The 12,591-nt window shown below is 74.0% G+C and carries 13 protein-coding genes and 1 pseudogene; 8 read left to right on the forward strand and 6 right to left on the reverse strand.

Annotated features, from left to right (window positions below; all coding sequences use genetic code 11):
* Positions 1 to 145: 145 nt before the first annotated feature.
* Positions 146 to 544 (reverse strand): cyclic nucleotide-binding/CBS domain-containing protein, encoded by a 399-nt coding sequence (locus tag IH54_RS0123855; RefSeq protein WP_031520237.1) that lies wholly within the window; start codon positions 542 to 544, stop codon positions 146 to 148.
* Between the two features lie 215 nt (positions 545 to 759).
* Positions 760 to 1,560: a histidinol-phosphatase gene (gene hisN, locus IH54_RS0123860; protein WP_031520239.1), complete on the reverse strand. Its 801-nt coding sequence runs from the start codon at positions 1,558 to 1,560 to the stop codon at positions 760 to 762.
* A gap of 158 nt (positions 1,561 to 1,718) precedes the next feature.
* Here hisN and IH54_RS0123865 point away from each other — a divergent pair, with 158 nt between their 5' ends.
* Positions 1,719 to 2,288, forward strand: coding sequence for a TetR family transcriptional regulator (locus IH54_RS0123865; protein ID WP_031520241.1), 570 nt, complete (start codon positions 1,719 to 1,721; stop codon positions 2,286 to 2,288).
* A 68-nt stretch (positions 2,289 to 2,356) separates the two neighbouring features.
* Here the strand turns inward: IH54_RS0123865 and IH54_RS0123870 are convergent, their stop codons facing one another.
* The 4 genes from IH54_RS0123870 to IH54_RS0123885 all read right to left on the reverse strand — a co-directional run bounded on the left by IH54_RS0123870 (position 2,357) and on the right by IH54_RS0123885 (position 6,247).
* Entirely contained in the window at positions 2,357 to 2,680 is a 324-nt protein-coding gene (locus IH54_RS0123870; protein WP_031520244.1) for a DMT family transporter, read from the reverse strand.
* Positions 2,681 to 2,839: 159 nt separating this feature from the next.
* Positions 2,840 to 3,856: a ribosome small subunit-dependent GTPase A gene (rsgA, locus tag IH54_RS0123875; RefSeq protein ID WP_031520246.1), complete on the reverse strand. Its 1,017-nt coding sequence runs from the start codon at positions 3,854 to 3,856 to the stop codon at positions 2,840 to 2,842.
* 3 nt (positions 3,857 to 3,859) lie between these two features.
* Complete coding sequence (gene aroA, locus IH54_RS0123880) at positions 3,860 to 5,278, reverse strand: 3-phosphoshikimate 1-carboxyvinyltransferase (RefSeq protein WP_052397794.1); 1,419 nt, start codon at positions 5,276 to 5,278, stop codon at positions 3,860 to 3,862.
* Positions 5,279 to 5,533: 255 nt separating this feature from the next.
* A complete protein-coding gene (locus IH54_RS0123885) occupies positions 5,534 to 6,247 on the reverse strand; it encodes a M50 family metallopeptidase (protein WP_031520251.1) in 714 nt (237 codons plus the stop codon).
* Positions 6,248 to 6,349: 102 nt separating this feature from the next.
* On the opposite strand from IH54_RS0123885, the gene IH54_RS0123890 reads away from it, so the two are divergent.
* The 7 genes and pseudogenes from IH54_RS0123890 (at position 6,350) to def (ending at position 12,530) form a co-directional block, all read left to right on the forward strand.
* Positions 6,350 to 7,165 carry an SOS response-associated peptidase gene (locus IH54_RS0123890; protein ID WP_031520253.1) on the forward strand — a complete coding sequence of 272 codons (816 nt, stop codon included), beginning with the start codon at positions 6,350 to 6,352 and terminating at the stop codon, positions 7,163 to 7,165.
* Positions 7,165 to 7,887, forward strand: a complete 723-nt coding sequence (locus IH54_RS0123895; protein WP_052397795.1) for an alpha/beta family hydrolase — start codon at positions 7,165 to 7,167, stop codon at positions 7,885 to 7,887. The genes IH54_RS0123890 and IH54_RS0123895 overlap by 1 nt, the downstream gene beginning before the upstream one ends.
* A gap of 341 nt (positions 7,888 to 8,228) precedes the next feature.
* Positions 8,229 to 8,894 (forward strand): sigma-70 family RNA polymerase sigma factor, encoded by a 666-nt coding sequence (locus IH54_RS0123900; RefSeq protein ID WP_031520257.1) that lies wholly within the window; start codon positions 8,229 to 8,231, stop codon positions 8,892 to 8,894.
* The gene (gene rsrA / locus IH54_RS0123905) at positions 8,891 to 9,172 is read left to right on the forward strand and encodes a mycothiol system anti-sigma-R factor (RefSeq protein ID WP_031520260.1); all 282 of its coding nucleotides are present in this window, start codon (positions 8,891 to 8,893) and stop codon (positions 9,170 to 9,172) included. Before IH54_RS0123900 ends, rsrA begins: the two co-directional genes overlap by 4 nt.
* Positions 9,173 to 9,750: 578 nt before the next feature.
* Positions 9,751 to 10,302 (forward strand): annotated as a pseudogene (locus tag IH54_RS0123910) (HD-GYP domain-containing protein); the annotation flags it as partial.
* 348 nt (positions 10,303 to 10,650) lie between these two features.
* Positions 10,651 to 11,652 (forward strand): tetratricopeptide repeat protein, encoded by a 1,002-nt coding sequence (locus IH54_RS0123915; RefSeq protein WP_031520264.1) that lies wholly within the window; start codon positions 10,651 to 10,653, stop codon positions 11,650 to 11,652.
* 242 nt (positions 11,653 to 11,894) lie between these two features.
* Entirely contained in the window at positions 11,895 to 12,530 is a 636-nt protein-coding gene (def, locus tag IH54_RS0123920; protein ID WP_031520266.1) for a peptide deformylase, read from the forward strand.
* The last annotated feature ends 61 nt before the right edge of the window (positions 12,531 to 12,591 follow it).

Raw genomic sequence — 12,591 nt, forward strand, 5'->3', positions numbered from 1 at the left:
GGGCGAGCGTTTCCTCTGCTGTGCGGGTGAGCGTTTCCGGCGCGCGCGGGGGCACCTCCCGGGCAGCCCCTGAAAACGGCTGCTCGGCACGGCAAGCGCATCCTCCGCTCGCCCCGGGGTGCGGGCTCTGCGCAGGAGGGGGGTCCTACACCGTGACCGGCGAGCCGGCGGCAGCCCAGACGCGGAGGATGTCCCGGACGGAGACGACGCCGACCGGGGCGGGGCCGTCGAGGACGATGAGGTGGCGGAATCCGCCGCGGACCATCGCGGCGGCCGCTTCCTCCAGGGTCCATTGGGGGGCGGCGAAGACGACGTCGGTCGTGGTGTGGGCGTGGGCCGGCTCCTCGTCGGGGCTCATGCCCGCACCGACCGCGTCGAGGACGTCGCGCTCGGTGAGGATACCGAGCCCGCAGGCGTCGTTGTCGGCGTCGAGGACGATGGCCGCGCCGACCCGGCGGGCGGACATCAACTGGGCGGCCTGGCGGAGCGTGTGTGCGGGGCCGATGGTGAGAACCACCGTGCTCATCGCGTCGCGGACCAGCATGGGCAGGGCACCTCCTGGCTGTGCGGCGTGCGGTGTGCGTTGCGTGCCGGACCGGATGCGTTCCTGTGGAATGCCCGTGAAAGCCTTCACAAATTCACAAGCGGCGGCACTTTCATAGTCACACGCACCATCGGCGGAGGGAAGGGGGCGCGCGCTGCCCGCGGCCCGCGTGCGGAGGTGCCCTCCCGGCGCGGAGGCACACCCGCGCGCCGGGGTCAGACGTCGCCCAGATAGCCCAGCAGCTCGTCGTGCAGCAGGCCGTTCGAGGCCGCCGCGTTGCCGCCGAAGGGGCCCGGCGTGCCGGCCAGGGACGTGAAGCGGCCGCCGGCCTCGCGCACGATCACGTCGTTGGCCGCCATGTCCCACAGGCTCAGTTCGGGTTCGGCGCAGATGTCGACGGAGCCCTCGGCCACCATCATGTAGGGCCAGAAGTCGCCGTAGCCGCGGGTGCGCCAGCAGTTGCGGGACAGGTGGAGGAAGTTGTCGAGGCGGCCCAGGTCCTCCCAGCCGCCGAGCGAGGAGTACGCGAAGGACGCGTCCTCCAGGCGGTTCACCTTCGAGACGCGGATGCGGGTCGCGGAGGACAGGCTGCGCCCGGTGTACGCGCCGCTGCCCGCGGCTGCCCACCAGCGGCGGCCGAGCGCCGGGGCGGAGACCAGACCGACGACGCCCTCGTCGCCCCGCTCGCCGCGCACCACGAGCGAGATCAGGGTGGCCCACACGGGCACCCCGCGCACGTAGTTCTTGGTGCCGTCGATGGGGTCGACGATCCAGCGGCGCGAGCCGGCGCCGTCGGTGACGCCGTACTCCTCGCCGAGCACCGCGTCGCGCGGCCGGGCGCGGCCGAGCTGGCCGCGGATCAGCTCCTCGGCCTCCTTGTCGGCCTCGCTGACGGGCGTCAGGTCCGGCTTGGTCTCGACCTTGAGGTCGAGTGCCCGGAAGCGGGCCATGGTCGCGGCGTCGGCGGCGTCGGCCAGCACATGGGCGAGCCGCAGGTCGTCGTTGTAGTCGGGCATGTGCCGAACAGTAGCGCGGCGGGGTGTGCGGACGGCCGCCGCTGCGCCGTGACGCGGGGCCTTGACAGGCCCTGGCGGCGCGTCAATTCTCCCCGTACGGCCCGTCCGTCCGACCTGCCGCCCCCGCGGCGGCCCGGAGGCACCGCCTGGAGGCGCCGATGCCTACCGCGCGAGACGCACTCATGGACGCTGCCTTCGCCGCGCTCGGCGAGCGGCCCTGGGAGGCGGTGCGCATGACCGAGGTGGCGGCCGCGGCCGGGGTGTCCCGGCAGACCCTCTACAACGAGTTCAGCAGCAAGGACGGCCTGGCCAGGGCGCTCGCCCGACGGGAGGTCGAGGACTTCCTCGGGGGCCTGGACGGCGCGCTGGCCGCGGCGCGCTGCGCGGGCGGGGACGCGGGGGTGTGCTTCGCGGCCGCCGCGCGCTGGACGCTGCGCAGCGCCCGCCGCAGCCCGTTGCTGCACGCGGCGCTGACCGGGCCGGGCCCTGCAGGCGTCCCGGTCCTGGGGGCCGGGCTGGTGGCCGCGGTGCACGCCCGCACGGTCGCCGTCCTGGTCGACGGCTGCCCGCGGCTGCTCCCGGAGGACGTCGGCTGGGCGTGCGAGGCGGCGCTGCGGCTCACGCTGTCGTACGTGATCGCGCCGGCCGCGGACGACGAGGAATCGTGCCTGCGGATCGGCCAGCTGATCCGCGGCCTGCTCGACCCGCCCGCGCGGCGCACGACGTGACGGGGTGTGGCGCGGGCGCCGGGGACGCTCCGGGGCCCGCGCGGCCCGCCGCGGGCGTGGCGGCCGGGTCAGTGCGAGGAGCCGGAGATCTGCAGGCCGATGACGCCGACGATGACCAGCGAGATCGAGGCGAGCTTGAGCGAGGAGACCAGGTCGCCGAGGAAGGCCATGCCGTAGATGGCGGTGCCCGCGGCGCCGATGCCGGTCCACACCGCGTAGGCGGGGCCGACGTCCAGCTTCTTCAGCGACAGTGTCAGCAGTCCGAAGGAGCCGAGCGCGAACGCGCAGAAGGCAATGGTCGGCCACAGCCTGGTGAAGCCGTGGGAGAGCTTCAGGCAGACCGCGAAGCCGGTCTCCATGAGACCCGCGACCACCACCAGGAGCCAGGCCATCCGGGCGCCTCCGTTTCGGCTCGTTCGTCGGCTCGTGCACCGCGCGCGGCACACTTCCCGTCCGCCCGCGCACGCGTGTAGCTGCCGCTCGTCACACGGTGCGCTGCTGATCATCACACAGCGCGGCCGGAAGTGGAGCGGACGCCCAAACCGTACCGGTCAGTCGCCCTCGCGCCGCTCCCGGGTGGCCAGCAGGCGGCGCAGCGAGTCGAGCCGGGCCGGCTCGGCGTGGCCGGCGGCCACCCAGGCGTCCAGCGCGCAGTCCTTCTCGTCGTGCGAGCAGCCGCGCGGGCAGTCCACGGTGCCGGGCTCCAGGTCCGGGAAGGCGTGGATGACACGCGAGGGGTCGATGTGGTGCAGCCCGAAGGAGCGCACGCCGGGGGTGTCGATCACCCATCCGGCCGCACCCTCGGGGCCGTCGCCGGGCAGCGGCAGCGCGAGCGCGGAGGTGGTGGTGTGCCGGCCGCGGCCGGTCACCGCGTTGACGTGGCCGGTCGTACGCTGCCGCTCGACCAGCGCGTTGACCAGCGTGGTCTTGCCGACGCCGCTGTGTCCGACGAAGGCGGTGACGCGCCCGGCGAGGCGCTCGCGCACCGCGTCCGCACCGCCGGTCAGCAGGGTGTCGCGGCTGGTCACGACGTAGTCCAGGTCCAGCGCGCCGTACGTCTCCAGCAGCGGCCCGGCCGCGGCGAGGTCGGACTTGGTGAGCACCAGCAGCGGCCGCAGCCCGGCGTCGTAGGCGGCGACCAGGCAGCGGTCGATCATCCGCGGGCGCGGCTCGGGGTCGGCGAGCGCGGTGACGACGGCCAGCTGGTCGGCGTTGGCGACGACGACCCGCTCGTACGGGTCGGTGTCGTCCGCGGTGCGCCGCAGCACCGAGCGGCGCTCCTCGACCCGGACGATCCGGGCCAGCGTGTCCTTCGCGCCCGACAGGTCGCCCACGACCGCGACCCGGTCGCCGACCACCGCGGACTTGCGGCCCAGCTCGCGCGCCTTCATCGCGGTGATCTCGCGGTCGTCGACCAGGACGGTGAGCCGGCCGCGGTCGACGGTGAGCACCATGCCCTCGGCGGCGTCCGCGTGCTGCGGGCGGATGTTCGTCCGCGGGCGGCTGCCCTTGCGGTTGGGACGGACCCTGATGTCGTCCTCGTCCGGGTTCTTGCCGTAGCGGCGCACCGTTCAGCCCCGCCCCGCCGCTCGGTCGCCGGCAGGACCGGGGTCCGCCGCGCCCTCGGCCTGCGCCGATGCCGCGCCGCCGGTCGCGTCGCCCTCGGCCACGTCGCCGCCGCCGAGCATCGCCGTCCACAGCTCCGGGAAATCCGGGAGCGTCTTGCCGGTCGTCGCCACGTTCTCCACCCACACCCCGTCCACGGCCAGGCCCAGCACCGCCGCGGCGGTGGCCAGGCGGTGGTCGTCGTAGGTGCGGAATTCGCCGCCGTGCAGCGGGCGGGGGCGGATGCGCAGACCGTCGGGGGTCTCGTCGACGTCGCAGCCGAGCGCCCCCAGCTCCTTGGCGAGCGCCGCGAGCCGGTCGGTCTCGTGCAGCCGCAGATGGGCGATGCCGGTCAGCTCCGAGGCGTCCTCGGCGAGCGCCGCGACGGCCGCGATCACCGGGGTCAGCTCGCCGACCGCGCCGAGGTCGGCGGTGATGCCGCGGATCCGCCCGGTGCCGCGGAAGGTCAGCGCGCGGTCGCCCTGCTCGTACGCGCCCCCCATCCGGGTGAAGATCTCCCGCAGCGCGTCACCCGGCTGGGTGGTGCGGCGCGGCCAGCCCGGCACGGTGACCTTGCCGCCGGTCACGAGCGCGGCGGCGAGGAAGGGCGCGGCGTTGGACAGGTCCGGCTCCACGGTGAGGTCGCGGCCGAGCAGGGCGCCCGCGGTGACCCGCCAGACGTTGGGGGCGCCGCCGTCCTCCGGGGCGTCGACCCGGGCGCCGGCCTTGCGCAGCATGTCGACCGTCATCCGGATGTGCGGCGCGGAGGGCAGCGTGCGGCCGGTGTGCCGTACCTCCAGGCCCTTGTTGAATCGCGGCCCGGACAGCAGCAGGGCGCTGACGAACTGGGACGAGGACGACGCGTCGACGTCCACGACGCCGCCGGTCAGCGACCCGGCCCCGTACACCGTCAGCGGCAGCGAGCCGCGGCCCTCGTCGTCTATCCGCGCGCCGAGGGCGCGCAGCGCGTCGATCACGCCGTGCAGCGGGCGCTCGTACGCCCGGGCGTCGCCCTCGAAGCGGACCGGGCCGTCGGCGAGCGCCGCGACCGGCGGCAGGAAGCGCATCACCGTCCCGGCGTTGCCGACGTCGACGGTGGCCGGGCCGTGCAGGCCGGCGGGGATGATCCGCCAGGCCTCGCCGCCGTCGGGGTTGACGGTCTCGTCGATCTGGACGCCCATGGCCCGCAACGCCTCCGCCATCAGGACGGTGTCCCGGCTGCGCAGCGGCCGGCGCACCCATCCGGGTTCGGCCGAATGCGCGGCGAGCACCAGGGCGCGGTTGGTCACCGACTTCGAACCCGGCACCGTGACGGTCGCGTCAACGGCGCCCGGCGCGGTGGGGGCGGCCCACCAGAGGGGAGAATGCGCGGCGCTGTTGCTCATGAGCCCCAGCGTAGTGGCTCGGGTACGGGGAGATAAGTTGGCGAATGCGTCGAAACCTCCCGGAAACCTGAGGTCATACGGCTGCCATCAGGACCGGAAGGTCTGATTCCGCGATCGCGTACGGTCATCGCCGGTCATTTGCCGGCCGGCCGAGGCGTTCCGCGGCGCCGGTCGGGGTGGCCGGTCCGTGGCGGGTGCCGGTGCGGGGCCGGTCCGTGGCGGGTGCCGGTGCGGGGTGCCGGTGCGGGGTGCCGGTCAGCGCATGAGCAGCCAGCGCCCGCCGCCCACCAGCGCGCACACCGCCACGACGTAGAAGAAGAACAGCCACAGCGCCGCGGGCGTCCGGGTCAGCCGCGCCAGCTGGTCGGCGTCCGACGAGCCGCTGCGGTCCCGGCGGCGGCCGGCCTGCAGCTCCGCGACCGGCCGGGCGCCGCCCGCGAGCAGGAACCAGACCACCAGGTACGCGAAGGCCGCCTGCACCTCGGCCTTCGTCAGCCACGACACCAGCAGGAAGAGCGCGCCGGTCAGCACCACCGTGAGGGCGCCGTACGCGTTGCGGATCATGACCAGCATCACCAGGAGCAGCGCCGTCGCGCCCCACAGCAGCGCGGTTATGTGGCCGGCGGACAGCAGGGCCGCACCTGCCAGGCCCAGCAACGGCGGCGCGGTGTATCCGGCGGCGGCCGTCAGCACCATGCCCGGGCCGTGCGGCTTGCCGCGCGAGACCGTCAACCCGGAGGTGTCCGAATGCAGCCGTATGCCGTCGAGCCGCCGTCCCATGAGCAGGGCCATCAGGCCGTGCCCGCCCTCGTGGGCGATCGTCACCGCGTTGCGTACGACCCGCCACACCCCGCCGGACAGCACCGCGGCCAGCGCCACCAGTGCCGTCGCCCCGATGAGCCAGCGCGGCGGGTCGGTCTGGGTCCCGGTGAGCCGGTCCCACATCTCGCTGAAGTCCGCGACGTTCATTCGGTGCCCGTTTCCCCACAAGCCGGTGGTTCGTCCAGATTTTTCGTACGTCCGTGCGAGTCGGCTCCCGTCGCCGCCCGCGGTCGTGGCAGTGTGTCACTCATGTGCGGTCGATATGCGGCGAGCCGGAAACCCGAAGATCTCACGGGCATCTTCGACGTCCAGAAGTGGGAGCCGACGGAGACTCTCGCCCCGGACTACAACGTGGCGCCCACCAAGGACGTCCCTGTCGTACTGGACCGCCCGGTGAAGGATTCCGGTTCCCCGGATCCGGTACGGCAGCTGCGCGTGCTGCGCTGGGGCCTGGTGCCGTCCTGGGCGAAGAGCCCGGACGTCGGGGTGAAGATGATCAACGCGCGGGCCGAGACCGCCGCCGAGAAGCCCTCCTACCGGCGCGCCCTGGCCGCCCGGCGCTGCCTGATACCCGCCGACGGCTACTACGAGTGGGTCACCGGCGAGGGCGAGCGGCAGCTTGAAGAGCAGGGCAAGGGCAAGCGCGCCCGCAAGCAGCCGTATTTCGTCACACCCGCCGACGGCTCGGTCTTCGCCATGGCCGGGCTCTACGAGTTCTGGCGCGACCGCACCCTGCCCGACGACCACCCGCGCGCCTGGTGGACGACCTGCACCGTCATGACGACCGCGGCCGAGACCACCGACCTCGCCGGATACGACGGACACGGCCCGCGCGCCCTCGCCGACATCCACCCCCGGATGCCGCTCATGATCACCCCCGACCGCTGGGACGCCTGGCTCGACCCGCGCACCACCGACCCGGACACCCTCCAGGCCCTGCTCTCCCCGCCGCCGCCCGGCCTGCTGCGCGCCTACCCGGTCGGCACCGCGGTCAGCAACGTCGCGAACAACGGGCCCGAGCTGCTGCACGAGCTGCCCGCGCCCGAGGAGGAGACGCTCTTCTGATGCCCCCCGCGCCATCCGGGCCCGCCGGCCCCGCCCCCGGCCGCGTCCAGGACGTCGACACCCCGGCCGGCCCCGCCCGCATCAGCTGGTACGGCGCCGCCCGGCCGCACAGCGTGCTCGCCCTCGGCCACGGGGCGGGCGGCGGCATCGAGGCCGCCGACCTGGTCGCGCTGGCCGCGGCGCTGCCCGCCGCGGGCGTCGAGGTCGCCCTCGTCGAGCAGCCCTGGCGGGTCGCCGGCCGCAAACTCGCCCCCGCGCCCGCCGCCCTGGACACCGCCTGGACCGCCCTGTGGCCCGCGCTCGCCGCCCCCGGCCTGCCCGTCGTCGCCGGCGGCCGCAGCGCGGGCGCCCGGGTGGCCTGCCGTACGGCCGAGGCGCTCGGCGCCGCCGCCGTCCTCGCCCTGGCCTTCCCGCTGCACCCGCCGGGTCGCCCCGCCTCCTCCCGCGCCGCCGAGCTGACCTGGGCCGCCGCCGTCCTGCCGCTGCTTGCCGTCCAGGGCGGCAAGGACCCCTTCGGCACGCCGGGCGAATTCCCACCGGGCCACCGCCCCGTGGAGGTGCCCGAGGCCAACCACTCCTTCGCCGTCGCCAAGCGCGCCGCCCTCACCCAGGAGGCCGCACTCGCCGTGCTGACCGGCGCCGTCGCCGACTGGCTCGCCTCCCTCGGCCACGCCACCGGCCCCACCGGTGGCCGCACCGGCACCCGCCGCGGCCGCGGCTGAGCCGTACGGCCGTGAGCCGGCCGCCGGCATCGTCCCGCCGGCGGCCGGGAATGGGCGCAGCGGAACCGGTGTTGTGGCAAGCGTCAGAACGAACAACAGCACCGCAGCAGCTTTGGTGAAGTGGCGAGAGAGGCACCCGCATGGTTTCAGCCGCATGCCGGCCCCGGGCCGAGGCCGCCGCCCAGCCGGCGCCGTCCGCCCCCTACGTGAACTGGGCCGGCTGGACCACCGGAGGCGAGAGCAAGGACGTTGCCCAGGGCGGATCGGGCGTGACCCTCGCCAGTGCAATATCCTCCGAGACGAGCGTGTCCGCTTTGGGGCTCGCTGGCGTTTCTGAGGAGGTGGGTCCGGTCACCGGCACCGACGACAGCACGGCGGAAACCGCGGGTGCGTCCGGTCAGGAAGCAGCGGAAAGCAGCACGGAGCGCGCCCAGCGTTTCGAGCGGGACGCCCTCGGGTTCCTGGACCAGATGTACTCGGCCGCGCTGCGGATGACCCGCAATCCGGCTGACGCGGAGGACCTGGTGCAGGAGACGTACGCGAAGGCGTACGCGTCCTTCCACCAGTTCCGCGAGGGAACGAACCTCAAGGCATGGCTCTACCGCATCCTCACCAACAGCTTCATCAACTCCTACCGCAAGAAGCAGCGCGAGCCGCTGCGCAGCGGCTCGGAGGACATCGAGGACTGGCAGCTGGCGCGCGCCGAGTCGCACATGTCGACCGGCCTGCGCTCGGCGGAGTCGCAGGCGCTCGACCACCTGCCCGACTCCGACGTCAAGGCGGCCCTCCAGGCGATCCCGGAGGAATTCCGCATCGCGGTCTACCTCGCGGATGTCGAGGGCTTTGCGTACAAGGAGATCGCCGACATCATGGGAACGCCCATCGGCACGGTGATGTCCAGGCTGCACCGCGGCCGCCGTCAGCTGCGCGAGCTGCTGGAGGACTACGCACGTGACCGCGGACTGGTCCCGGCGGGCGCGGGAAGCGAGAAGGGCGCGGATTCATGAGTTGCGGCAACGCGCATGAGACGGACTGCTCGGAGGTGTTGGGTCACCTCTACGAATACCTCGACAACGAGATGTCCGAGGACGCGTGCACGAAGTTTCGGCAGCACTTCGAGGAGTGCCATCCGTGCCTGGAGAAGTACGGCCTTGAGCAGGCCGTGAAGAAGCTCGTCAAACGCTGCTGCGGGTCCGACGACGTCCCTACCGACCTCCGGTCGAAGGTGATGATGCGGATCGAGTCCATCCGCTCCGGCGAATCCACCCCGGAGCCCACCCCGTAGGGCCCTCCCCCCTGCGGGGGGGCCGGCTCGGCCCTGCCGGGCGGGCGATCTGCTGCGCAGGGCGGTGAGCGTTTTCGGGTGCGGTTGCGCCGTGGGGCGGATCGGGTACGGCTGGGCCGCGGGGCGAGCGTTTTCGGGGGCGGTTGCGCCGCGGGGCGAGCGTTTTCGGGGGCGGTTGCGCCGCGGGGCGAGCGTTTTCGGGGGCGCGGGGAACTGCGCGAGCAACCCACCACCGCCGGTGGTCCGGAAGCAACAGCAACTGCCCCTTCGCGCCGGTGACCACCCGCGCCCGGGTGGGGGCTGAGTCCCGCGGCGCAGGCGCACCCTGAACGCCCGCCCGGCGCGGCAGCGCGAAACGCCCGCCCGGCGCGGCAGCGCGAAACGCCCGCCCGGCGCGGCAGCGCGAAACGCTCGCGGCGCCGGCGCGGATCTTCCCTCGTTCGGGGGACAGAGGGGCGTTGCCCCGCGGGGGCAGGGGCAACACCCCTAGCGTGGGAGGGGTCAGGCAAGCGCACCCGGTGGAGGAGGGGGGCGACATGGCCGAGCGGCGAGCAGAAAGCTTTCTGCCTCGTGCCGCGGCCCTGGTCGCCGCGATGCAGCTGAAGGACCCCTACACCCGCGGGCACGGCGACCGCGTCGGCCAGGCCAGTGCGCTGATCGCCGCGGAACTGCGCCTCGCGGAAGACCTCGTCGCCGACCTGCGGCTCGCCGGCACCCTGCACGACATCGGCAAACTCGCCGTCCCCGGCCGCCTGTTGCGCAAACCCGGCCCTCTCACGGCCACCGAGCAGGACACCGTACGGCGCCACCCCCGGCACGGCTACGCGCTGGTGTGCGGCAACCAGGTGCCCGCCGTCGCGCGGGTCGCGGTCCTGCACCACCACGAGCGCTTCGACGGCGGCGGCTACCCGCACGGCCTCGCGGGGCGCCGCATCCCCTGGCCGGCCCGCATCGTGTCGGTGGCCGACGCGCTCGACGCCATGACCTCCACCCGCAGCTACCGCCCGGCCCGCCCGGTGAGCGCTGCGCTCGCGGAGCTGGGCCGGTGCGCGGGCAGCCAGTTCGACCCCGCGGTGGTCGCCGCGCTCTCCCGGGTGCTGGCGCGTCATCCCTGGCCACCGCCCGTGACCCGCACGGTGTACGGGCGGCCCGCGTACCGCTCGTAGGCCTTTCGGGTGACGGCGACTCGCCCGGGTGCTGGTGGAGCGGCCCGCCTCGGCATGGTTGGATGCCCACGGGTATGGCAAGGAGGCAGGAAGAGCCCGCTGCCGGACGGCGACGGGGAGCACACGGAAGTCGGGCTGAGAGCGCGGCCGAAATGTGCGAGGTTGGTGTGTGGAGCCGCTTGTCCGACGACGTACGGGCGGTACGCGACAGGGCCGCACCCCGCGGTGCGCGCCCTCCGGGGGACGACGTGATCGTGGTGCGGAAGGCGACGTCCTGGCAGTGATCGGCTGAGCGGGCAGGCGGTATCGACGTTGAAGATCTTCGGCAGAGTGCGGCACCGGCCGTCGCCCACCTGGCGGCAGGCCACCGACCAGGCGTTCTCACTGATCGACGACGGGCGCTACGAGGACGCGGGCGCGCTGCTGACCCGGGCGGCCGACCTGGAGCCCTGGCTTTCCGAGTCCTGGTACAACCTCGCGCTGCTGCACAAGTTCCGGCACGACTGGGCGCAGGCCCGTATCGCCGGGCTGCGTGCGGTCGCCCTGCTGGACCGGCCGGTCGGCGCGCCCGACTGGTGGAATCTGGGCATCGCGGCGACCGCCCTCCAGGACTGGCCGCTCGCGCGCCGTGCCTGGCAGGCGTACGGCCTGCGGATGCCGGCCGGCACCGCCGCCCGCAGCGGCGAGGAGTCGGCGCGGCTGCCGCTGGGCAGCGCCACGGTGCGGCTGTCTCCGGAGGGCGAGGCGGAGGTGGTGTGGGGCCGGCGGCTCGACCCGTGCCGGGTGGAGGTGCTGTCGATCCCGCTGCCGTCGTCCGGGCGGCGCTGGGGCGAGGTCGTGCTGCACGAGGGAGTCGCGCACGGCGAGCGTGCCACCGCGGGCGGTTCCGGCGGGTCGGTGTACCCGGTGTTCGACGAGATCGAGCTGTGGGCGCCGTCGCCCGTCCCGACGTGGCTGGTGCTGCTCGAAGCGGAGGCCCCGGCGGACCGGGACGCGCTGGAGCGGCTCGCGGCGGAGGCCGGCTACGCCGCGGAGGACTGGTCCTCGTCGGTACGGCTGCTGTGCCGGACGTGCTCCGAGAGCCGGATGCCCACGGACGACGGGTCCGCGCGCCGGGACCCGCACGACCACGGTGAGCCCGGGCACCCCGGGCACCTCAGCCACCTGAGCGACTCCGGGGGCGGGTCGCACTGGTCGCAGGAGCGGGAGTGCGGCATCGCCGCCCCGGCCGGGCTGGTCCGCGGGCTGCTCGACAGCTGGGTCGCGGACTCGCCCGCCACCCGCGCGTGGCGCGACCTGGAAGAGGTCTGCTAATACCGCGGGGCTCGCCGTCCGGTGCGCCCCGGGCTGCCTCTTCCGGTGCTTCACGCGATCTTCCGCGCGTCGTGGCCGGTCGCGCAGCTCTGGGAGAGAACTGCGCGCTCAGCCCACCACCGGTGGACGGTCGCGCCACCTACCGCAAGAGGCACCCCGGGGCGTACACCCGGCGGGCCCCGCGCCCCGCTCCCGTACCCTGGACGGATTAGTGAACCGGCCTGGAAGGCGATAGCAGAACGATGGCGCAGACCGCTGACACCGCCCCTCCGGAGGAGGGGGAGACGTTCGTCGACGACGTGACCGACGGCGCCGCCCGTGAGGAAGCCCACCGGGTGCGCGGCACCGCGCGGCCGATCACGGTTGTCGGCAACCCCGTGCTGCACCGGGAGTGCCGCGACGTCACCGACTTCGGCCCGGACCTCGTCGCGCTCGTCGACGACATGTTCGCCAGCCAGCGCGCGGCGGAGGGCGTGGGCCTCGCCGCGAACCAGATCGGTGTGGACCTGAAGGTCTTCGTCTACGACTGCCCGGACGACAACGACACCCGGCACGTCGGCGTCGTGTGCAACCCCGTCCTGGAGGACCTGCCCGCGGACAAGCGGCATCTCGACGACTCCAACGAGGGGTGCCTGTCGGTGCCGGGCGCGTACATGGAGACGCCGCGCCCGGACTACGCGGTGGTCCGCGGGCAGGACATGCAGGGCAACCCGATCGCCGTGCGGGGCACCGGCTTCTTCGCCCGGTGCCTCCAGCACGAGACCGACCACCTCTACGGGCGGCTCTACATCGACCGGCTCTCCAAGCGCGACCGCAAGGACGTCATGCGCCAGATGGCGGAGACGACCCCGAAGTTCGCGACCGTGCCGAACGACTAGGGCGGCGCCCTGGGAGTCGGAACGCTCAGGACACCCAGGGCACCCAGGACACCTGGAACAC

This window comes from Streptomyces sp. NRRL F-5123, assembly GCF_000721495.1.
GTDB lineage: Bacteria > Actinomycetota > Actinomycetes > Streptomycetales > Streptomycetaceae > Actinacidiphila.